The organism is Paenibacillus sp. JNUCC32 (genome assembly GCF_014863545.1).
GTDB classification, from domain to species: Bacteria; Bacillota; Bacilli; order Paenibacillales; family Paenibacillaceae; genus Paenibacillus_AQ; species Paenibacillus_AQ lautus_A.
The window spans coordinates 2,971,386-2,992,859 of the sequence record NZ_CP062260.1; the positions used below are offsets into that span (position 1 = coordinate 2,971,386).

The following is a 21,474-nucleotide window of genomic DNA, read 5'->3' on the forward strand; positions in this document are numbered from 1 at the left end:
TTATTTAATCTGTTCCATACCTTATTTTAACCGGATCTGACTTCTTTTCCGCTGGCTGCCGAAGACTGGGCTGCGTGCAGCGACCTTCTGGGCAATCTCCATTTATATAGAACGGACAGCATCCTGAAAACGATGACTATAACAAATAAGGTCAACAGCTGCCAGGTCTTGGTGGCGACCCCTAAGCCGATAGCGACACCTGCTGACATGGCCCAGACCGCGTAAATCTCGTCGCGCAGCACGAGCGGCTTCCGCCCGGCCAGCAAATCGCGGACCATTCCTCCGCCGCTGCCTGTCAGCACAGCCGCCACGATGACCGCGCTCAATGGATGATTCATTTGCGTAGCATATAATGCTCCTTGAATCGCGAAGGCGGATAACCCGATTGCATCAAACAAGGCCTCCGTTTTCTTCCAATGCTGAATCAAGCCGAGCGGCAGCACAAACGCCACGAAAACCGAAATCATCGCCAGCATGATTAAATCTCCCTGACCCCACAGGGTGGTAACCGGCACGCCGATCAGGACGTTTCTTATAATACCCCCGCCGAAGGCCGTGACCAATCCAAGCACCACAACCCCCAAAATATCGTATTCCTCTTCCATTGCCACAAAAGCTCCGGACATGGCAAACGCAATGGTGCCAATGATGCTGAATACGTCAAACACATGCATGTCCAAAATTCAGTTCCCCCGCTCCCCCGTCAATTTACATACTACATTGTAGCCGCGCCTATTAAAATTGTGCAAGCATGAAAACTGCACTATACTAGAATTCAATGACAATTCTCTCGAAAAAGGAGGAATATATAATGAAACACACTCGCGTCCTGATCTTCACAGGTGGGGAGTTGTCAACGGGATTCCTGAATGAGGTCCAAGAAGGGGATTTCATTATAGGAGCCGATCGCGGCGCTCTCTTCTTGATTGAACATGGAATCAAACCCGATCTGTCCGTCGGAGATTTCGATTCCATTTCGCCCGAGCAGATGGATCGTGTCCACTCCATGAGCGGAAAGGTCATCGATTGTGACCCGATCGATAAAAATTTGACCGACACCGAGCTTGCCTTCGAGCTGGCTATGGAACGCTCGCCCGAATCCATCATGATTCTGGGGGCTACGGGCACGCGCCTGGATCATACGCTGGCCAATATCCACATGCTCATACGCGGCCTTCAGCATCATATCCCGTGTTCCATATTAGATGAAAACAATTTTATTACCCTGACGGGCTCCAGCTGTCTCGTCGAGAACAAAGGGTTTACATATGTCTCCCTTCTGCCGCTCACCACGGAAGTTACCGGCATTTATCTCGAAGGTTTTCAGTATCCGCTCCAAGATGCCACATTGCGATTGGGGCAGTCGCTCGGGGTCAGCAACAGGCTGGCCGAGGAGAAAGGAACGGTTCGGATCGAAGGCGGTCTGCTGCTCATTATTCAAAGCAAGGATCGCTAATCATTACTATTTTGTCATCTTTTATCGCAAAATATTCAACCTCGTAATTCTTTTGAAAAATCCTTGTATATCAAGGGTTTTTTCTTGTTTAGAACTCGCGAATCAGCCGAAATTCTTAATTTTTTGTTACTTTTAATGATATTTTAATAATTCGCTTTCATTTCATGCGGCCCAAGGACTTCCGCCGATTATCCAGATTATGGCCGGTTTCAAATCTGATATACTCGGTTCATCGCAAAAAACAATAACTGCTTGGAGGTCATACAACATGAATCGACAGAATTGGATTAAGAAAGCCGTAGTCATCAGCTTGAGCGCAACTTTGGGCGTAGGCGCATTACTAACTGTTGCACCGCCGGCACCTGTAGAAGCAGCATCCGTAAGCACAGGAACTCGAGTCGTTAACTTCGGTAAACAATATATGGGAACACCTTATAAATTCGGAGCATCCACATCCACGACAAGAGTGTTTGATTGCTCTTCCTTCATGAAACATATCTTTAAAAAATACGGCGTGAACCTGCCGCGTACGTCCGCTGCCCAATCCAAGGTCGGCAAGGCCGTTTCGAAATCGAACCTGAGAGCCGGCGATCTGGTATTCTTCTCGAGCGGAAGCCGTGCGAATGGCAGAAACGTAACACACGTTGCCGTTTATATGGGCAACAACAAAATCTTGCACACTTACGGCAAGCCTGGCGTAACGATCTCCAGCCTGTCCGGCAACTGGAGCAAGACTTACCTGAAAGCTCGTCGCGTACTGTAGTCTTATTTTCCACTTATCATATCGAAGACCGTCTTTCCGCTCAGGGAAGGCGGTCTTTTTTGCTTGCATCGATTTCTTTCTGGGATAAAAGCTTATAACCGGCCCCCCGTATCGTACGAAGCAGTTTTTGCTTGCGCCCTCTATCGATCTTCTCTCTCAAATGGAGAATGTAGACATCGACCACGTTGGTACCCGTATGAAAATCATAATCCCATACCTGTTTTAAAATATCCTCACGCGTGCATACCTGCCCCTGCCTTCGAGCCAAAAACAACAGCAAATCGTATTCGCGATGAGTCAGTTCCACGGGCTCCTCTTCCCGAATTACATTGCGGCTCAAAGGATCGATCACCAGATCTCCGATTCGGATGATCTCCTCCTGTTCCGCGCGTCCTGTCTGAAAAAGCCTCAGCAAATTGGCAATTCGCGCCAACAGCTCCCTCTCATCTCTGTCATTCGGGATGTAGTCATGGGCTCCAGCTTCCAAAGCATGAATCGCTTCGTTAGAACCGTCGCTTCCGATGACAATGATCGGGAGCTGTTCCCCTCTGCCCGCCAGTCGCTCCACGAGATTGAATTGGTTCATACCCGGCAGTCTGCTGTCGATGAGCAGCAGGTCTGCGCCTGCGCGCTGCAGTGCGGCAACCACTTCCGAATAATTCGCAGCGTCTGTAACCTTATAACCCGCTTGTTCTAGTATCTCCGTTATCGTCTGGATCCGAGCTTGATTGTCTGCCGCGATCAAAATGACTTTGTCCACGGGTTCTCCCCCGCTTTCATCGCTTAATAATGTAAGTATGTCTGTTTCATCCTGCTTTCACTCCTGCAATGGATGAAGAACAACCAGAACGCATTTTCTTACAAAAATTCAAGCCTGATCCAAAAGATGCTGGGATCGCATACGATTTCCGTAGAATTGCATCTTATTTCGGTCGAGACGTTATTTTTATAATGGATATAAGATCAGGAAAGGGGGATATCTTTACCCGGTATAACTCATCAACATGATGAAGGAGGAAAAATAATATGCGCAACAAACTCGTGGGATGGCCTCTAGTCGTAATCATGCTGGTATCCATTGTATTCACGGCCGCCGGGCCTCCCGCTAAGGCTTCTGCAGCAGGCGGAATAAACCTATCCATCGGCAAAAACGTGACGGCTAGCGGCCAATCCCAAACCTACGGGCCGTCCAACGTAAACGATGGCAATCCAAATTCGTACTGGGAAAGCACCAACCATGCGTTCCCGCAATGGATACAAGTTGATCTCGGTACCGCCACCAGCATCAACGAATTCGTCCTAAAACTTCCTGCCAGCTGGGAGCCGCGGACTCAAACGCTGAGCGTACAAGGCAGCTTGAACGGCACGACATTCACAAATATCACGGGTCCGGCCGACTATGCATTCGACCCTGCCGAAGGAAACTCGGTGACCGTGAGTTTTGACGAAACGAGCACGAGATATGTTCGTTTAAGTGTAGCCAACAATACGACATGGCCGGCTGCGCAGCTGTCTGAATTTGAAATTTATGGACCATCGGTCTCCCCTCCGACGCCTCCAACGGGAAACAATGTCGCGAGCGGCAAACCGATTACCGCCTCCTCAAGCACTTTCACGTATGTAGCGGCCCATGCTAACGACAACAACGTCCAAACTTACTGGGAAGGCGGCAGCAACCCCAGTACGCTGACCCTGGATCTGGAATCAAACCATGATATTACCTCCATCGTACTGAAACTGAATCCGTCTACGGAATGGAGCGCCCGCACGCAAACCATACAAGTCCTTGGGCATGACCAAACTACAACGACCTTTAGTAATCTGGTGTCGGCTCAGTCCTATACGTTCGCCCCCGCTTCCGGAAATTTCGTAACGATTCCGGTAAATGCAACGGTTAAACGTCTGCAATTGAACATAACATCGAATTCCGGCGCCCCTGCGGGACAGATTGCGGAAATTGAAGTGTATGGCACCGCCGGCGAGAACCCGGACCTTACCATTACGGATATGTCCTGGACGCCGTCTTCTCCGAGCGAAAACGATGATATCACACTGCATGCCACGGTTAAAAACATTGGAAGCGCGGAAGCCGGCGCTACGACGGTCAATTTTTACCTGAATGACGCAAAAGCAGGCTCCTCGCCGTTAGGGCCGCTTGCAGCAGGAGCTTCCGCCACGGTCTCCCTGCAAACCGGAGCCCCAGCGGCTGCATCGTATACCCTCAGCGCCAAGGTCGACGAGGATGACAACATCATCGAGCTGAACGATGGGAACAACAGCTATTCCCATTCGTCCCCTTTGGTTATTGGCAGCGTGGAAAGCTCCGATTTGGTAGGAACGATACAGTGGACGCCAACCACGCCTATGACCGGCAATGCCGTAGCCTTTACCGTCAATCTTAAGAACCAAGGCAACAAAGCCACGGCTAGCGGCTCGCATGCGATTTCCGTTGCACTGAAGAATCCGGCCGGATCAACGATCCAGACCTTTAACGGTAGCTACCATGGTGCCCTTGCCGCAGGCGCATCCGCCACCGTCCAAATTCCCGGCACATGGACCGCTGCAAGCGGCAGCTATACATTAACAACCTCCGTGGCACCCGATGCTAACGAAGTACCGGTTAAACGGGAGAACAATGTCAGTCATGCCAACCTAACCGTGTACTCATCACGCGGTGCCAGCATGCCGTATACCCGCTATGATACCGATGACGCCATACGCGGCGGCGGCGCATTGCTAAAATCAGCGCCCACGTTCGATCAAGCGCTCACGGCATCGGAAGCATCCGGACAACGTTATGTTGCTCTCCCTACAAGCGGATCCAACCTGGAATGGACGGTTCGTGAAGGCGAAGGGGGCGCAGGCATCACCATGCGATATACGATGCCGGACTCATCGGACGGCATGGGATTAGACGGCTCGCTCGACGTCTATGTAAACGGTTCGAAGAAGAAGACGGTTCCATTAACGTCCTACTACAGCTGGCAGTATTTTTCCAGCGATCATCCGGCAGATGCGCCTGGAGGAGGACGTCCTCTATTCCGGTTCGATGAAGTACACTGGAAAATGGATACGGCGCTTCAGCCGGGAGACAAAATCCGTATTCAGAAGTCTAATGCGGATAACCTGGAATACGGCGTCGATTTCATCGAAATCGAGCCGGTAACTGCGGCTATCGCCCGTCCTGCCAACTCGGTCTCCGTCACGGATTTCGGTGCGATCCCCAACGACGGCCAAGATGACCTAACGGCATTTGAGGCTGCCGTGCAGGCAGCGACCTCATCAGGCAAAACCCTTTACATTCCTGAGGGGACGTTCCATTTGGGCAATATGTGGAAGATCGGCTCGGTCGGCAATATGATCAATGACATGAAGATTATGGGGGCAGGCATCTGGCACACCAACATCCAATTTACCAACCCGAATGCGGCTTCCGGCGGGATCTCGCTTCGAATCGGGGGCCAGCTGGATTTCAGCCATATCTATCTCAACTCGAATCTGCGGTCCCGATATAATCAGAATGCCATTTACAAAGGATTCATGGACAATTTCGGCACCAACTCCAAGATTCACAATGTGTGGGTGGAGCATTTCGAATGCGGATTCTGGGTTGGCGATTATGCCCATACGCCGGCCAAGATCGCAGAAGGGCTGGTCATAGAAAACAGCCGGATCCGCAACAACTTAGCGGATGGGGTTAATTTTGCGCAGGGGACCAGCCATTCGACGGTGCGCAACAGCAGCATTCGAAATAACGGCGACGATGGACTCGCTGTCTGGACGAGTAACGTGAACGGTGCACCAGCGGGTGTTAACAACACCTTCTCCTATAACACCATCGAAAACAACTGGCGCGCGGCGGCCATCGCTTTCTTTGGGGGAAGCGGTCACAAGGCCACTCACAATTTGATTGTAGACACCGTTGGCGGTTCCGGCATCCGAATGAACACGGTATTCCCTGGATATCATTTCCAGAATAATACCGGCATTCTGTTCTCCGATACCACCATCATTGGCAGTGGTACCAGTAAAGACTTGTACAACGGGGAGCGCGGGGCCATCGACCTTGAAGCATCGAATGATCCGATCCGCAATGTTACGTTTACCAACATCGATATTCTGAACACCCAGCGCAGTGCGGTACAGTTCGGTTATGGCGGCGGGTTTGAGAACATCGTGTTTAACCATATCCGTATAGACGGTACGGGACTTGACGGAGTAACGTCCTCGAGATTCTCGAGTCCGCATCCGGGTGCGGCGATCTACACGTACACGGGCAACGGGTCCGCAACATTCAACAATCTGACCATGCAAAATATCGCTCACCCTGATCTCTATTTCATCCAGAATGGTTTCCATTTAATTTTGAATGAAGCGATTGGGGATTAAACGATAAAAGGAGTGGGCCTGTGAGGCTCACTCCTTTGTCGTATACGATGTGGGATGAAGCACGTTAGCTTTGCTCCTTCTTATTTAACCGCCAACGTATTGATTATATAGCGATCTAGCCTTGGCGATATCCGATGTGCCATGCACCAGGGTTCTGCCGTCTTGAAATATAACCAAATGGTGCGGACTTGCCTGAAAAATGATCATATATGGGGTAACGGTAGCTTTTCCTTGAGGCAGGCTGTTCAATCGATCCGCCATCTCCTCCAGTTGAAGCTGCATGGGTCTGCCCGGCCGGATCTGCACGGTGTCCCTGCCGCACAGCACTTCGCTTTTATCGGCATGCTCAGCCGACAGATAAGGGTATGTCGGTTCCTCGCCGCATGTGGAGCAGTCCGATTTTTTCGCACGGTCTACTCCAAATTCCAACTGTTCGTTACGCCATAAATCAAAAGACAGCATCTTTTTCCTCAAGGCTTGGCGGTTTCCGGATAATAGCTTCAGCGCTTCCATCGTTTGATGGGCAGCGACCATCTGTACCGCTTGGGGGAGAATGCCGTTAATGTCGCAAGTGTCGCCGCCTAAAGGAATCATTCCAAGCAAACAGTTCAAACATGGGGTTTCTCCCGGTAAAAACGTATAACTCATCCCGGAGCTCCCGACACATCCCCCGTAAATCCACGGAATTCCATGCTTGAAACCGATGTCGTTCAAGATCAGCCGGGTTCCAAAATTATCGGTAGCGTCCATCATCAAGTCAACGCCTTGGCACAGCACCGACAATTCGTGGGCTCGTACATCCATAACGACACCTTCCACGCTGACGTCCGAGTTGATCTCGGATAACCGCTTGGCAGCAGCTACGGCCTTTGGCAGCCGGTTGATGGCATCCTGCTCGGTAAACAGCTGCTGACGCTGCAAATTGCTCCATTCCACGTAATCCCGGTCCACGATGGTCACGTGTCCGACGCCTGCGCGAACCAAGGTCTCCGACACGGCGCTTCCCAGCGCCCCTGCGCCTAGAACGAGCACGCGGCTGTTCCGGAGGCGAAGCTGTCCTTCCTTTCCCAATGGCGTGAACCGCTCTTGCCTGGAATACCGATCCTCTCTTTCCGCTTTAGCAGCCTCCTTGCCCTCCGAGGACTCCAAAGCAGTGTTCATTTGGTGTCCCTTGAGGATTGCCTTCCCCCTGTTATCATGTAGTCCAGACATGTATGTTTCCTCCCGATCCATTTCTCCGAACATGCTAATGAAGTTTGACTTTCATAAAATCTGACCAAAAGCTATTCATGATCAAAAATACCCATCCCGCTAAACAGGATGGGCGGTTTAACGAATTTCGCCTTAACACAATCGGGTATTCAGCGCCTTCTCAAGGATACTACGATGACGCAGTATCCAGGCAGCGCTCCGAGCTCTCCAGGCGATCCCCCATAACAGACCTTCCGTTTCCGGCGATACCTGCTGCTCAATGGCTTCTTCAGCCGTTTCCCGCACGACCACCTCTACGATCATATCCAACAAGTCCGTTCGAAGAGAAGGTTCGACGCCATAAGCGTCAACCAATAAACGGAGCTGCCTTGCACGGGCATTAGCATCCGGCAAGCCGACTCTTTCGGCAACATCATCATCGTGCAGCTGCGGAAAGAGCCAGCATACCCGGGCTAACTCAACAAGCGGCTGTACAGGTCCCGCGAATTCCCAGTCAATTAAAGCGTAAGGCATCCCGTCGCGGGTAACCATATTCCAAGGCGCAACATCACCATGGCTATATACAACCCCGGCATTGCCTAGTTCACGTAGAAACCACGGTTTCCATACTTCCTGGGGACCCGGCGAGAATGTAGCGGAAGCGTCATGAAGCTGACGTAATAATCGTCCTACAGCGACGATGGCTTCATCGCTCCAAGGTCCGGGATGAACAAATTCGCCCTCTACATAACTTAACGTCTCTTGACCTTCCTCATTCCAACCCGAGCCAATAATATCAGGCAGGGACGTAAACCCTGCTTGCTTCAAATGCCTTAATAAGGAGTGTACGGACGGGGTCCATTCCCCGCAAGGTCGATACACAACCTGACCTCGTCGTACAACCGACTTCTCGGCGGAGAGAATAAGGCCCTCTCCCTGTCCTGTTGGATTTTCCGAATTCATGAACTCGTCTCCCCTTCGGAAGGGAATAACACGGTTAATGGGGCTATGGAAGTGTATTCCCTTCATATATTGATGCCCCGATGGTCAAATCCATGTCTTCCATCAACATCTCCTCCGTTCATGTCAAGTTGCTTCTAGCATATCATAAAAAAGGATTCATCCATAGCAGGACCGAGAGCCGAAGAGGATCGAGTACGCCAAAAAGGATGACCAGCAGCGTGCTTCCGGTCATCCTTAAGGAGTAACGATTAAACTCGTTTAGATTCAGGTTCATCATCCAACTTGTGCGCTGGATTGTGATCCGTCAATGGGGTCAAGCGTTCTGGTTGGACCAATCTTCGACGTTCCAGATCTTCGTTACCCAATCTTCATAAAATTCAGGTTCGTGGGAAACCAACAGTATGGTGCCTTTGTATTCCTTCAAGGCACGTTTTAGTTCCTCCTTGGCCACAACGTCAAGATGGTTTGTCGGTTCGTCAAACAGAATCCAGTTGCTCTCGCGCATCAGAAGTTTACACAGACGGACTTTTGCCTGTTCGCCACCGCTAAGCGCCTTCATCGGACGGGTAATATGCTCGTTTTTGAGTCCGCAGCGAGCAAGGGCCGCACGAACCTCGTGCTGGTTCAAATGTGAGAATTCGTTCCACACGTCATCAATCGGCGTGATATTCCCCGGACGTACTTCCTGCTCGAAATAAGCGGGCACGAGAAAGTCCCCTTGATATGTCTTGCCCGAGAAGGCCGGGATTTTCCCTAAGATGGTCTTGAGCAGCGTTGATTTACCCACGCCATTACATCCGACAATGGCAATCTTCTCTCCGCGTTCGATCATGATGCTCAATTTGGGAAGCAATGGCCGATCGTAGCCAATCTCAAAATCAATGCCCTCAAATACCGTTTTACCGCTGGCGCGGGCTTCCTTGAAGTTAAACACGGGTTTAGCCGCTTCCTCAGGACGGTCAATCCGTTCCATGCGATCCAGCTGCTTCTCCCGGCTCTTTGCTCGGCCGGACGTGGAGTAGCGGGCCTTGTTCCGCTGAATGAAGTCTTCCTGTTTCTTAATGAACTCTTGCTGCTTCTCGTAGGCATCGATATGCTGATTCTTGTTGATATCGGCCATTTCCAGAAACTTCTCGTAGTTCGCTGTATAACGCGTTAATTTCGCAAATTCCAAATGATAGATGACGTCGACCACCTGGTTCATAAATTCCGTATCATGGGAAATCAAAATGAACGCATAAGGGTACTGCTTCAAATATTGAGTCAGCCATTCAATGTGCTCAACATCCAGATAGTTGGTAGGCTCGTCCAATAGAAGAACGTTAGGCTTCTCCAGCAGAAGTTTCGCCAGCAGCACCTTGGTGCGCTGCCCACCGCTTAATGTCGCCACATCGCGATCCAGGCCGATCACGGACAACCCTAGACCGTTCGCCATTTCTTCAACCTTTACGTCCAGCATGTAGAAATCCCCGATGTCCAGCTGCTCCTGAATCTCGCCCATCTGTTCGAGCAGAAGTTCCAGCTCTTCAGGAGTCGCATCACTCATCTTATTGGTGATTTCCATCATTTCTTTTTCCAGCTCCAGCAGGGGCAGAAAGGCATCCTTCAAAACATCGCGTACCGTTTTCCCCGGTGTCAGCTTGGTATGCTGATCCAAGTATCCGTAACGGATTTTCGGCGTCCACTCTACCTTGCCGCTGTCTTTAAGCAGCTGACCCGTCAAAATATTCATTAATGTTGATTTGCCTACGCCGTTTGCTCCGACAAGACCGACATGTTCGCCGGCCAGCAAACGAAAAGATACATTCTTGAATAGAGTACGATCCCCGAAATTATGCGATACGTTCTCTACGGTCAATAAACTCATGGCTATAGTAACTCCTGTCTGTATAAAATGAACTTATTTCATGTTAATTTAGCGAATTGTACACAGTCAAGAGTTTATTGTAACACATCATCGAGTCCGGCCGAAACTACGATTTTCGGGGATCACGGGACACCGGGATTATAACAGCTTTTCTCATGATAACCGGCTGCCGCTGCTTCCTTGGCATTCGGAAACACCTCCTCCACCCGATCGTTGAATGAGCAGGTATCCCGATAATAATAGGGGAGCCCCCTGTCATCCACCGCGCCGAAATAGGTCGGAGCTTTAACGAGTCGGCCGCCTCCAAGCGCGTAGTTATTGTAATATTGTTCGCCCATGGGAATGCCTTGAATGAAAGCCATCATACCGATATCATCAATCGTATTTACCCACTCTTCCTGGGAAATCAAAGGCAGCGTGAACGTATAAGAGATTCCGTTCCGCAGCGCCACTTGATTGTGGAGCTGTATGTAATAGGCTAGACGCTCTTGAACCGTATTCACGATGGTGATCCGCCGGACTTGTTCAAACACATCCTCATGATCCAACAAAGCCACGCCTGTTCTGCCAATGAGATCCTTCCGAAATCCAGAATGCCAGATAGAGGAATTGGATTCATATACCTGAACGTAAGAATCCAGCGTAAACTGAATGCTGTTGCCGCTGCCATCATTCCAGGCATAAGGAATTTTGGGAGTCCATCGATGCTCCATAAGCTCCTTGCCGTCATCGTCAACATAGGGCTGTGATACAAACAAATAATACCCGTCATAGTCCAGCACAACGATGGCAGGAATATACCGCCATAAGGCAGCTTGTGCAGCCTTGTCATCTCCGATCCCCATGTTGATATACAATGTCCGGGAAAATGACTCCAGCGCTTGTTCTTTATCCGCACGCATATACTTCACGGAATCATAAGCCGACTCCTTGGACTGCGTCTCGTTATCGTTCAGTTTCATCCCGCCGTCTTGAACGGCCGTGCGCAGAGCACCCGTATATTTCATCTCGGCAAACCGGACATCCTCCAGGCTCTCGGCGCGCATGCCTAGGACGAGAAACATGGGGAAGAACACGGCAGTAAACACGATGGCAAGATCAGTAATCTTCATTCAGAACCAATCCTCCGTAAGGGAATGCGATAGCTGCTGTTCCTTCTGAATTGGATCCTGTCAACGTATCGAATATCACCAATCCGGGTGTGCGATTCAAGCTGGTAACGCTAACCTGAAAGTGATCGCCGGCAGTTAGACGGTAGCGGCGGCTATCATCGCTTTTATCCAGATTCGAGTCCGGGAACAGATACCCCATCAGATCATCCTGATAATAAGCATCATATACAACGGAATAACGGTTCAAGAATGATCCGGGATCCGAAGGATCGGCATATTCCGGGTGGTATTTCTTGTGATGATGCTCCATCTCGACATTGTAAATGTTCCCTGTGGCCGCCAACTCTTGAAGGAAGTCATTATACATGGTCGGGGTAATATATCCCTTAGTGCGAACACTGTCTACGAATTTGGTAACGGATTGATAAACGATGAGTCGTGACAGGTCATCCTGTCTTCTTGCCATCTCGCCAGCGGGAACCAAATATAACAGAAGGAGCGCCAGAAATGCCGCAAACCATTTCGATACCGAATTAGACATGGTTGTTACCTCGCTTTTAGAAACTGGATCCGATCTACTTCCCCATCCGCTCCCCGAATGTACTCCGCATGATACCGAGCATTTAAGTCGATGATCGAAACATCCAGCTCCTCCGGATGAATGCCTGAATGGAACACCGTTCCATCCACATCAACGGTAAAGTCGCCTGCCTCTAATTCTCGCAGCGTAAACAAGACTTCGCTTCCTACATAGGTCAGCTTCCCGTTATCGTTAGTCATCTTTACGGTTGTCACTCCGGCATGCTGTTCTTGAGTCATTCGGTCCGCGGCTGTTATCCCGCCGCCAACCATTTCCTGAATATGGAAAGCATACAAGGATGCGCCGAGAAACAACGCCACCCCCGCAGCCAATTCAAGCATGCTTATTGTTGCTTCGCGCAAGTTTATTCACCTTTCTATTCATATCTATTGATCGAATTTAATGCCCCGGATCACGTTGGAATTGTCTTTCACGATGGTCGCCCTAAACTTCCCGCTTGGGTTGACGTACTCCGGGCTTTTCTCATCCATGACAAGGTTGATGTTCCCTTGCCTGGAATCCGGATTCAGGATCGATCCGTCCGACTCCAGTACGTTGCCGTACCATTGCCCTGCTTTATTTTTACCTGTTGCAATGAAAACGCCGAACTGATCCTTGTCCTTATATTTGCGCAGTGCATTCGTAACTTGAGAACCGCTGATCGTCGTTCCGTCATACACGGTAAAGGCTGCCTGGGACAGCTCCGTCTGTATATCCGAAAAATTGTTCTGGGCGGTTTTGGTTGCCTCCTGGGCCGAAATAAACAAAATGACAACGATCGTAATCAGGGCAATGGTCAAAAATATGCCTGCTGCAACCTTTAATGCGGATGATGCGTTATTCATTGAAATCCCCCTCATTTCCCTTATTGTTTTTTTATATGAACCTAGTGATTATCGTTTCAGTAGTGCTTAGGCCTTGTATTGCTTCAAAGTCGTTGAATTTGCTCATAATACGTTTCCATTTGGGAGAAACTCATGCCGATCAGCGGAATGACAAGATACATAAAGATCAGCGCATACATCGGAGTAAAACCGATCATCCGCGCCCATGCGGCTTTCGTGTCGATCATCGCTTCATATTCCTGCTTGCGCTGCTCGAAGCTGAATATCATCTCCCCGTCGAGATCGTCGAATACGTCCTTGATCGGAACTTTATCCACCGCAAGGATCAGCTTGTCCACCAACCGTTGAAATTCGGGTAACCAGACGTCTTCCTTCAGCTCCAGTAAAGCCAACTGCGCGCCATGTTCATAGTGAAGCAGGCTTTTTTGAATGGGAACCTTGAAAATAACGGCGAACCGGTTAAGCCATTCCAATATAACTTCAACCGTGATTCGCTCCATACCGCGCAGGATCGATATGACCGTCTGAAATTGATATACTTCATGCCGCATTTCCATGTTTCGCACTTTCCGGTGAAAATACAGCAGCCACAGTGGCGCCCCATAACCTGCAATACCTGCCATGAAGGAGAGCAGCAGCTCCCACCACTTCAAATACTCGCTGTCATACCGCTTCAGCTTGGTCATGATTCGATCGGCTGCAATCTCAATTTGTTCCTTGGTCAAACCAACAGAATCTGTATCTCTTACGGCCTGTTGGATCTGATCATGCGTTGCTTTCGTTGACATTTGCAGCTGCTCCATGATTACCCGATCCCGCCGGGCAGTCTCCTCTGCCTGCAAGCGCTCATCATCATTCATCTGTCCGAACAGAGAATGATTTAATGGAACGGGGACATACAACAAATGATGCCTAGACTGTACATGCAGTCCAACGGCCAGCGACAGCGCTAAAAAGAAACCGAGGAAAAAAAACGTCACCCTTCTGATATACAGCCACTCGAATTTGATTTTCGCATTGCTCTCCTTCAGCAGCCGAACCCGGCTGTCATATTTCATCGTGCCTGGGGTCGGAGTCATGATCCCCGCAAGCCAGCGAATAGTTGGAATTCGGTACATTCTTTCTTCCCACGACACCTTGCGTGCCACTGCACGGTAGTCGGTTTCCCGATTTTGCTGGAGCTTCTGGAGCAGGATGTAAGAAATCAGGATAATGACGTAAATGGATATCTTGGTCACAAATCCGAGCTTGCTCATGTAAAACTCATCCATCGACGGAAAACTGCTTCTCGCCCACCGTTCGATCGGTTTCGTAAAAAAAACCGGGGCCAGCGCAATTGCATTCAAGCCCTTCATCAAGTAATCAAGCTTGTCTCTTCGCAATATTTCCAATTGGATTTCCTTGGTCAAACCGCTGAGCCCAAGGAGATAAATAGAGCCTTGTTTTCTCGCATGATCGCCAAACTCCATTACCAGATGGGAAATGCCCGCAAACGCCTTTAAATACCGGTTAGGCGCTACCTCATAATATCGCTCCAGCTCATCATTAGGATCTTGGGATACGAGGGCATTATAGATCCGATGGGCATGTATGGAGATTTCATGTCCCGAAGTCTCTGCCCCTTCATACAAAGCCTCCTCGACCATTCCATGCTGCTGATAATGATGACGGACGAGGGAGAACAATTCAACCGATTGAACAAGCAGCTTCCGCTCCAGCCGGTTAATGAACATCTCAACAAGCATATTGTTAATAACCACGGCGGCAAGGATGACTATCACGATAAACCCCAGGTCCGGATGACTCCATATCAGCAATAAGGCCGTTAACCCGATAATCCCTGTAATCGCGCAGGCAAGCTTCACCGTCTCATACCGAAGCGAAATTTCATCGTAAGGATGGATGATCGCGATTCTCTGTCTGATCCGTTTGATATACGATTGGACGAGCGGGAGTTTCACTCCATACATATAAGCCAATTGGAACCATTGACGGTATATACCGCGAAACGACTTTGCTTCACCCGCATCGAACCTTCCGGCATAATTTCCACGGTTTCCTCGTCTTCTGGACATCCACGACACCAAACCGAACGTAATCGAGAACAGCGTCAGGGATGTAATGAATATCAGGATTAACACGTCTTTAGAGGCCACGTTGTTCCCCCCAGCCCGAGTCCAGAAATATTCTGAATTCCTCCGCATCCTCCGGATGCATCTGCTCGGTCATTTCGCGAATGCTGATTTCGGATAGTTTGGCGCAAGCAATATATGCACCGTCCCGGTATTCAATCACATTGCGGGACACATAGCAGCGGTCCTCGTTCAGTCTCCGCATATGCTCTGAGCTTAAATGAAAATACTCCTCCATGCTGCTCTTCCAATTGTTTTCCGTAGAAACTTCGAATTGCGGCAGAGCCCCCTTATCCACCGGAATGCACTCTGTAATTCGCTCTATGTAACGGTTACCGAAAGCGTCTCTTCTCATATGAATGTCAAAGTTGATCACGCTGACCACCTGCTGCTCGGCAATGTGCTCTTGCCTGAACGCGCCGCTCTTGAGCAGGGAGTTGCGCAGGGATTGAACCAAATCCCTGAATGTCTTGGCATGATGGGTAAACACGGTAAACAGACTTGCCACTTGAGACATCTGTATCATCCATGACGCAACCTCGTCGCTAGCAACCTCACCAAGGATATTGACCGTACCGTCGGTTTTCTTCTGCAGATCCAGCCCTGCCTGTCCGCTGATATGCTCCGTTTCCCTGAAGCTGAGAATGTTCCTGCGGCTGTAGATTTTCCTTAAGTGAAGCTCGAAGGCCATCTCCTGAACCCGGAGGGTATAGGAGGCATAGATATGGCCAACCATTGCCATCAGCAGCGTAGTTTTTCCTGATCCTTGAGCACCGGTAATCGCCGTAATCCGGCTGCCTCTCATCAAATATTTCAATAAACCGATCACCAACTCGGAGCCGCTCCCCGTAATCAATTGATCAAGCGTAGCCTTGGGCAAATCGAACTTGCGTACAAAAAATGCCCAGGATTCGGCAAACGGTGGCCTTACCACAACAACCCTGGAGCCATCCTTCATCTCATTCACTTTGTAACCGCTGGCTTCCGACAGCTGTCCCGGATGATTATATTTGTATATGTTTTGACATACCCGCTTAAGCTCCAGCATCGAACCAAACGATAAAAAAGCAAGATGAAGCGAAACACCCCGGTAAAAAATCCAGACGCTCTCACAGCCTGATGCAGGCAATTCGGCATTCGAAAGACCTAGCCCCAAAAAATCATCCGGTCCGTAAAAAGAAGTACCCTGTCCGCTATCGCGGTCGACGGGAACGCCGCTGACTCCCCCACTGATCCCGTCAATCCGCTGATCCCTGATTTCATCCACGACGGAAAATCCTTTGTACTGCTGATAAATGCGCTGAACGACGATATCCAGCTTCTCCTGAAACAGAAGCGTACGCTGCTCTGACTCATAAATATAAGCAATGTCTTCCGCGGTAACCGCATAAACGCTGCCCTCCCCGTAACCGGGAATGACGCGAGGCTGCGCAAGATCGTATGTCTCCAGAAGTACGGATAAAGCATCCTCCCCGTGCCGCTGCTGGTACAAGTACAAGAGAATCTCGAATTGATCCTGGGCCGTTAATTCGGTTAGGCTTTCAAACGGAATGGCTGCATCAATGTTGGACTCGTTCAATCCCAGATCCTTGACAAGCAGCTGCTTTAAAAAATCCTTAACATACGCCTTGTCCATCGCATCACCGGATACGCAGCCCTTGAGCGCGCTTCGCAATTCGCTCCGCTTGTTCAGCCTGCGGCGATACGCTTCTTCGTGCAGCCCTAAATCAGACAATTGGCTGTGCGTCAGCTGATGCAGGCTTTCCTTAACAAATGCCGTCATGGCTTCGATCGAATAGGGATCCGAGCCCCGCGTTATAGCAGCCGCCGGTTTGCGGGTATCCATATAACGCAGATAGACAAACAACACGACTAACAAAACCAGGATGATGATCCACATCGTGTTCAAGGCGTTACCCAAAAGCATGCAGGCCCCCCGCTTTCGAACGGCCGGACGGAAGTCCGAGCTGTTCAGCCGACGCATCAGCCAGGTGACGGACGGCATTATACAGTGAATTCAAACCTTTCAGGTCCGCGCCCCCACGGTTGCGCTGCATGTAGGGAATAATCGAACTCATATTCCATGCATCCGTCATGCCGGAGCAATACGGAACGCCAACCGCCATCGTTTTGATTCCAAAGCGGCGCTTCATATTTTGCAGTGTGCAGCTGCTCTCCCGATCATATTTGCCGATCATGTACAAGCAGTCTTTTTCCTTCAGCTCCGGAGGAAGTCTTTCCTTCTCAAGCTCTCTCTTCAGGACATGCAAATTCTGATTCAATCCAACGATGATCAAGTCTGCCGCTTGAAGTATTGCACGATCCGCAGCTCGGGGAACACCATTTCCGGCATCCGCTACGGTAACGTCATAACTTCGTTTGGAGGACGCCAAGACCTTGAACATTAGTTCAGTCCGATTCACACCTTCCGCATGTCTAGCCGAACTGAAATCATTGGCCGACGTCGGCTTCGGTCCGCACAAAAGATCTAGCCGATCAGACAGCAGCGGCAGGGCATAATTGCGGACATTATCTGGATTCAGCCTCCCGCTTGCATTGAGCCGTTCGAGGGCATCCAATCCGGTATCCTGAAACGCCGCCATATAATCGAACGCTTCCTCCTTCAGCGCAAAGGCCTGTTCCACTCGTTCTCCTGCTTGTCCACCATGGGCAAGCAGCACTTTGACCTGGTATTCAAACGCCAATACGATCGGTAAACATGCGGCCAACAGCGTGCTGCCGCTCCCGCTTTTTAATGGGCTCCATACAGCAATCAGACTCATGCATGCCTCCTTCCCGCTTGCCTAAACGCCCGGCGGATATGCCGCTGCTCCATCTCCGTCAGGATCCGAATCAGTTCGGTAAGCGACCGCTTATACTGTCGTGACAATGGCTTGATGCCCAGTCTGCCTGCATGTTCGTTTTTTATTTTCAGCGCAAAAAACAACTCATCCCAAGGCATCTTCACAGGGGGGCCCAGCCATTGAATCCGGCTATCCTCCATAAAGCCTTCAATATAGGATCCGTCCGCCAGGTCTTCGATAACCTGTACGTATACGCGATGGAAAGGCGGCAGCGGGTCATCTGTTCTTGCTGCTCTTAGTTCATCCAGCAAGGCCGCGCTCTTTCGCAATCCCGTTACTTCGAATCCGCTGACCCAAACATGGGCATCCGCCGTATCCCACTGATCCTTGTCCATAAATTGCGGCTTCTCCACGTCCATCACAATATAGTCATATTTCTTCTCATTCATTTCTTCCAGATAATCCATCAGTGACGTATAACTCCCAAATCCTGTTGCCACATCGAAACCGGCAAACTCCATGACCGGCAGCTGTGGATGCATTACGCTAATGCAATGTCTGTACTTCGCATCTATCGCGCCATCGACGAGCAGCACCCTGCTGTCTCCATTGGCTAGTATTTTGCACATGTACAGGAGCATATCGCTCTTGTCGCAGATGCCCGAAAATATCCACCTCTTCACTTTGGTTACACTCCTTCGCTTACCAACTGTTCTCAGGGGCTCACTTTGTCATTCCTACGGGCTCGAGAATATGAAATCAGCCTCTGGCGGTGTCTTATCACTGCCGTCCTGGGCATCTGTCCTCCCGGTTGACCCCAAAATCTGCTCGGCCTCCGAAGCCTTCTCTTCCCGAAGCGTAACCTCCGTATTCACGTCATCGTTCGGGAGAATGCCATCGTAACTCGTTCCGGTAGCGGATTTTGCAGGGGGATTTATATTGGATGCCGGGCTCCAAGAATCCGGACTCCTGGCTCCGCCAGCATAGGCGGAATTAGGAGGCATGTCGGACACTTGCGCTTGCTGACTCGGCTGGAGTTTGCTTAAATCGTCTTCCAGCGTGTTTCGGAGCGTAAGCTCCAATTGCTTCTCGGCTTTCTTCACGATGTTCGGGTTGCTTGCAATCAGCTTCGTCACCTCCGCGTTCGGCGGATAGTTCGGAATCGCTCTCTCTTGCAGCTCGGGTTCTACATAGGTAAGCGCATAGAGCGTAGCATCATGCAGATAAGCGTCAACCAATGCGCTGGAGAGCAATAAGATTTCCTGCTCGCTTAACGTTGTCCAAAATGCCGGATTTTGGAGCCTGTCGATCTTCTTTTTGGATAAAACGATGTAATCCTGTCCGGTTGGGAACTGGACTCTAACATCAATGACATCCCCCTTTTGCAAGTCGCTTGGCAGATATACGGATTTCATCTCCCGGTGACGGAGATCGGGCCGCGTCGGCTCCTCTTCAAAGAGCATCGCGCCGGTAATCGGCATTCCCTGAAGCAGCTCGATCTTGGCGCCCTTCCCGGCAATCTCTTCCCTGCCCGAGAAGAGATTGCCGGACGAGCCGTCATACGGCATACGCACTTCCTTGATGTCCTCGGCTTCTATGAAATGACCCGGCGGAATATCTCTTACCGGGACCCATGCCGCCTGCATCGAATTGAGCTGCTGCAGCTGGGTCTCTTCAAGCTCCGCGATTCGCTGCTCGTATTGGGTGCGCTCCACGTGCCGCTCCTCTTTAGAGCCGTGCACATAATACAACATGGCGCCGGCACATACAGCCCCAGTTACGGCTGCGCCGGCAAGTCCGGCAAATATCAGTTTGCGGCTTCGCCTCCTGATAATCGGCATGGCTTCATCTCCTTCGGTTCAAATGCGGTCAATTCTTAAGAAACCTGAATCTTCGCTTCCGTTCAGCCTGCGGCAAGTAGTCCTGGAAGAGCCGGGCGAATGCCTGCCGACTGCTGTCAGGTATTTCGAAAGGGTCCAATTGCAGGGGCAAGGCATAAACCTTATTCGTGCCTAGCGTTTTCCTCATCTCCTGAATCGTTTCTTCTCCGGCAAGGGGCAGGGCATAGATCCGGCCCGGCTGCGGGTGCCTGGACAGCATTCGGGCCAGCGTCGCCACATCATGCCGCCTCCACTCCGCTCCCGAACCGATAACAATCGGCAGATCGGCCCGCAGGAATTCCTCCAGCCTTTCGCTGTCCCTGTACGCCCCCAAATCCAATACAACCGCATCGTAACTGCCCCCGAGCAGCGAAATCACTTCCGTCCTCGCTGTTTGTCGCCAAAAGTGGATCCCGTTAATCTCGAATTTGCGGATAGAGCCGAGCCTTCCGCCCTCCGCTATTTCCTGTATGCGGCTGAACGAGGTGGATTTGGCGCTCATTTCAACGACGGCTACCTTTCCGTACCTTGAAGCAAGGAAATGTCCGAAGGCGATGCAGCTATGCGTGGTTCCTACGCCGGACGATGCACCTAGTACGGCCGCAACAAGCGTCCCGGGCACCGTGCTGGTTTGAACCGCAGATAGATTCGCGGAAATCGAATGCTGCCGCTTCAGCGCGGACCGAACTTCAGCTGCCGATTGATATCGATGCTCCGGAGCATATTGAAGCAGCTTTCGGATAACCGGCACTAACTCTCTTGGCAAATCGCCGCGAATATGGCGCTCCACTCCTGTGATCCATTCGCTGAATTTGCCGCCGGTCGAGAGATAAAGCAGAAGCGCCCCCAATCCGTACAAATCCGATCTGGCATCGCTTTGCCTGCCACCGTATTGCTCCGGTGCCGCAAATCCGACCGTGCCGAGCTTGACCGTATCCTCGCCGCTCTCATGCTTGTAGCTTCTCGCGATTCCGAAATCGATGAGTCGGACTTCCAGCTGATCGGTCAGCATGATGTTCGAAGGCTTTAAATCCCTGAATATGACTTGGGGCTCGTGAAGGTGAAGATACTCCAGGACGTCCAGCAGCTGCTCCGTCAGCTCCATGATGAAGTCCGGATTCACGTTTCCACGGTAACCCCGGAAATATTTTTCCAACGTCATGCCTTGAATGTAATCCATAACCAAATAGGTATAGCCGTTGTCCTCATCACGAAAAAAATCGACGATGCGCGGCAGACGCGGATGGCTCAGTTTAATCAGAAGCTGTGCCTCATCCTGAACGGTGCGCTGCATACCCGGATCAGACAAAGTCTCCTTCACCGCCCATTGCTTCCCGGGCAGCTTCAGATCTTCGGCCAGATATACACAGCTCATGCCCCCTTCGCCGATGACGCGGTCAATGACGTAACGCTCACCCAATACATCCCCATGCACCAATTTGCAAGGCTGATTCATCTCAATGCCCTCTCCTCTGACTTACAAGCACAACAA

The 21,474-nt window shown here is 50.6% G+C and carries 18 protein-coding genes; 3 read left to right on the forward strand and 15 right to left on the reverse strand.

Annotated elements, in window-relative coordinates; genetic code table 11:
• Positions 1 to 26: 26 nt before the first annotated feature.
• Positions 27 to 674, reverse strand: a complete 648-nt coding sequence (locus tag JNUCC32_RS13125; RefSeq protein WP_192572668.1) for a trimeric intracellular cation channel family protein — start codon at positions 672 to 674, stop codon at positions 27 to 29.
• Between the two features lie 137 nt (positions 675 to 811).
• Here JNUCC32_RS13125 and JNUCC32_RS13130 point away from each other — a divergent pair, with 137 nt between their 5' ends.
• Complete coding sequence (locus JNUCC32_RS13130) at positions 812 to 1,456, forward strand: thiamine diphosphokinase (protein ID WP_192572336.1); 645 nt, start codon at positions 812 to 814, stop codon at positions 1,454 to 1,456.
• Positions 1,457 to 1,724: 268 nt separating this feature from the next.
• Positions 1,725 to 2,219, forward strand: a complete 495-nt coding sequence (locus JNUCC32_RS13135) for a C40 family peptidase (protein ID WP_192572337.1) — start codon at positions 1,725 to 1,727, stop codon at positions 2,217 to 2,219.
• 40 nt (positions 2,220 to 2,259) lie between these two features.
• On the opposite strand, the gene JNUCC32_RS13140 is transcribed toward JNUCC32_RS13135, so the two are convergent.
• The gene (locus JNUCC32_RS13140; RefSeq protein WP_192572338.1) at positions 2,260 to 2,979 is read right to left on the reverse strand and encodes a response regulator transcription factor; all 720 of its coding nucleotides are present in this window, start codon (positions 2,977 to 2,979) and stop codon (positions 2,260 to 2,262) included.
• Positions 2,980 to 3,245: 266 nt separating this feature from the next.
• Here JNUCC32_RS13140 and JNUCC32_RS13145 point away from each other — a divergent pair, with 266 nt between their 5' ends.
• Positions 3,246 to 6,608 carry a discoidin domain-containing protein gene (locus JNUCC32_RS13145; protein WP_192572339.1) on the forward strand — a complete coding sequence of 1,121 codons (3,363 nt, stop codon included), beginning with the start codon at positions 3,246 to 3,248 and terminating at the stop codon, positions 6,606 to 6,608.
• 84 nt (positions 6,609 to 6,692) lie between these two features.
• Here the strand turns inward: JNUCC32_RS13145 and JNUCC32_RS13150 are convergent, their stop codons facing one another.
• The 13 genes from JNUCC32_RS13150 to JNUCC32_RS13210 all read right to left on the reverse strand — a co-directional run bounded on the left by JNUCC32_RS13150 (position 6,693) and on the right by JNUCC32_RS13210 (position 21,438).
• Positions 6,693 to 7,769: a ThiF family adenylyltransferase gene (locus JNUCC32_RS13150; RefSeq protein ID WP_192572669.1), complete on the reverse strand. Its 1,077-nt coding sequence runs from the start codon at positions 7,767 to 7,769 to the stop codon at positions 6,693 to 6,695.
• 183 nt (positions 7,770 to 7,952) lie between these two features.
• Positions 7,953 to 8,762, reverse strand: coding sequence for an aminoglycoside phosphotransferase family protein (locus tag JNUCC32_RS13155; protein WP_192572340.1), 810 nt, complete (start codon positions 8,760 to 8,762; stop codon positions 7,953 to 7,955).
• Between the two features lie 313 nt (positions 8,763 to 9,075).
• Positions 9,076 to 10,629, reverse strand: a complete 1,554-nt coding sequence (locus JNUCC32_RS13160; protein ID WP_192572341.1) for an ABC-F family ATP-binding cassette domain-containing protein — start codon at positions 10,627 to 10,629, stop codon at positions 9,076 to 9,078.
• A 122-nt stretch (positions 10,630 to 10,751) separates the two neighbouring features.
• Positions 10,752 to 11,741 carry a hypothetical protein gene (locus JNUCC32_RS13165; RefSeq protein ID WP_192572342.1) on the reverse strand — a complete coding sequence of 330 codons (990 nt, stop codon included), beginning with the start codon at positions 11,739 to 11,741 and terminating at the stop codon, positions 10,752 to 10,754.
• Positions 11,728 to 12,282, reverse strand: a complete 555-nt coding sequence (locus tag JNUCC32_RS13170; protein WP_192572343.1) for a hypothetical protein — start codon at positions 12,280 to 12,282, stop codon at positions 11,728 to 11,730. The genes JNUCC32_RS13165 and JNUCC32_RS13170 overlap by 14 nt, the downstream gene beginning before the upstream one ends.
• Positions 12,283 to 12,287: 5 nt before the next feature.
• Positions 12,288 to 12,683, reverse strand: coding sequence for a hypothetical protein (locus tag JNUCC32_RS13175; RefSeq protein WP_228468950.1), 396 nt, complete (start codon positions 12,681 to 12,683; stop codon positions 12,288 to 12,290).
• 24 nt (positions 12,684 to 12,707) lie between these two features.
• Positions 12,708 to 13,166 carry a hypothetical protein gene (locus JNUCC32_RS13180; RefSeq protein ID WP_009596009.1) on the reverse strand — a complete coding sequence of 153 codons (459 nt, stop codon included), beginning with the start codon at positions 13,164 to 13,166 and terminating at the stop codon, positions 12,708 to 12,710.
• Between the two features lie 83 nt (positions 13,167 to 13,249).
• Positions 13,250 to 15,322, reverse strand: a complete 2,073-nt coding sequence (locus tag JNUCC32_RS13185; protein ID WP_192572344.1) for a hypothetical protein — start codon at positions 15,320 to 15,322, stop codon at positions 13,250 to 13,252.
• Positions 15,312 to 17,225 carry an ATPase, T2SS/T4P/T4SS family gene (locus JNUCC32_RS13190; RefSeq protein ID WP_192572345.1) on the reverse strand — a complete coding sequence of 638 codons (1,914 nt, stop codon included), beginning with the start codon at positions 17,223 to 17,225 and terminating at the stop codon, positions 15,312 to 15,314. Before JNUCC32_RS13190 ends, JNUCC32_RS13185 begins: the two co-directional genes overlap by 11 nt.
• The gene (locus tag JNUCC32_RS13195; protein WP_192572346.1) at positions 17,212 to 18,081 is read right to left on the reverse strand and encodes a CpaE/TadZ family protein; all 870 of its coding nucleotides are present in this window, start codon (positions 18,079 to 18,081) and stop codon (positions 17,212 to 17,214) included. Before JNUCC32_RS13195 ends, JNUCC32_RS13190 begins: the two co-directional genes overlap by 14 nt.
• The gene (locus JNUCC32_RS13200; protein ID WP_015734685.1) at positions 18,078 to 18,785 is read right to left on the reverse strand and encodes a hypothetical protein; all 708 of its coding nucleotides are present in this window, start codon (positions 18,783 to 18,785) and stop codon (positions 18,078 to 18,080) included. Before JNUCC32_RS13200 ends, JNUCC32_RS13195 begins: the two co-directional genes overlap by 4 nt.
• Before the next feature lie 54 nt (positions 18,786 to 18,839).
• A complete protein-coding gene (locus JNUCC32_RS13205) occupies positions 18,840 to 19,943 on the reverse strand; it encodes an SAF domain-containing protein (RefSeq protein WP_192572347.1) in 1,104 nt (367 codons plus the stop codon).
• Positions 19,944 to 19,971: 28 nt separating this feature from the next.
• Entirely contained in the window at positions 19,972 to 21,438 is a 1,467-nt protein-coding gene (locus JNUCC32_RS13210; RefSeq protein ID WP_192572348.1) for a serine/threonine protein kinase, read from the reverse strand.
• Positions 21,439 to 21,474 lie beyond the last annotated feature (36 nt).